This window comes from Acinetobacter sp. YH01006 (genome assembly GCF_013420445.1).
GTDB classification, from domain to species: Bacteria; Pseudomonadota; Gammaproteobacteria; order Pseudomonadales; family Moraxellaceae; genus Acinetobacter; species Acinetobacter pseudolwoffii.
Window position 1 is genome coordinate 1 of record NZ_VOYB01000078.1, and the last position, 1,170, is coordinate 1,170.

Genomic DNA, 1,170 nt, shown 5'->3' on the forward strand with positions numbered 1-1,170 from the left:
GACCCTAAAACTCTTCAATGCACGGGTCTGATCGACCTTGGGCGGCTCGGAACAGCAGATCGCTATGCCGATTTGGCACTCATGATTGCTAACGCCGAAGAGAACTGGGCAGCGCCAGATGAAGCAGAGCGCGCCTTCGCTGTCCTATTCAATGTATTGGGGATCGAAGCCCCCGACCGCGAACGCCTTGCCTTCTATCTGCGATTGGACCCTCTGACTTGGGGTTGATGTTCATGCCGCCTGTTTTTCCTGCTCATTGGCACGTTTCGCAACCTGTTCTCATTGCGGACACCTTTTCCAGCCTCGTTTGGAAAGTTTCATTGCCAGACGGGACTCCTGCAATCGTCAAGGGATTGAAACCTATAGAAGACATTGCTGATGAACTGCGCGGGGCCGACTATCTGGTATGGCGCAATGGGAGGGGAGCAGTCCGGTTGCTCGGTCGTGAGAACAATCTGATGTTGCTCGAATATGCCGGGGAGCGAATGCTCTCTCACATCGTTGCCGAGCACGGCGACTACCAGGCGACCGAAATTGCAGCGGAACTAATGGCGAAGCTGTATGCCGCATCTGAGGAACCCCTGCCTTCTGCCCTTCTCCCGATCCGGGATCGCTTTGCAGCTTTGTTTCAGCGGGCGCGCGATGATCAAAACGCAGGTTGTCAAACTGACTACGTCCACGCGGCGATTATAGCCGATCAAATGATGAGCAATGCCTCGGAACTGCGTGGGCTACATGGCGATCTGCATCATGAAAACATCATGTTCTCCAGTCGCGGCTGGCTGGTGATAGATCCCGTCGGTCTGGTCGGTGAAGTGGGCTTTGGCGCCGCCAATATGTTCTACGATCCGGCTGACAGAGACGACCTTTGTCTCGATCCTAGACGCATTGCACAGATGGCGGACGCATTCTCTCGTGCGCTGGACGTCGATCCGCGTCGCCTGCTCGACCAGGCGTACGCTTATGGGTGCCTTTCCGCAGCTTGGAACGCGGATGGAGAAGAGGAGCAACGCGATCTAGCTATCGCGGCCGCGATCAAGCAGGTGCGACAGACGTCATACTAGATATCAAGCGACTTCTCCTATCCCCTGGGAACACATCAATCTTACCGGAGAATATCGTTGGCCAAAGCCTTAGCGTAGGATTTCGCCCTCTCCCGCAAACGACCCC

General features: G+C 55.6%; 1 protein-coding gene and 1 pseudogene. Both read left to right on the forward strand.

Annotated features, from left to right (window positions below):
* Positions 1–228: pseudogene (locus tag FTT73_RS16130) on the forward strand (APH(3'') family aminoglycoside O-phosphotransferase); the annotation flags it as partial.
* A complete protein-coding gene (locus FTT73_RS16135) occupies positions 228–1,064 on the forward strand; it encodes an aminoglycoside O-phosphotransferase APH(6)-Id (RefSeq protein WP_000480968.1) in 837 nt (278 codons plus the stop codon). The pseudogene FTT73_RS16130 and the gene FTT73_RS16135, both read left to right, overlap by 1 nt.
* The last annotated feature ends 106 nt before the right edge of the window (positions 1,065–1,170 follow it).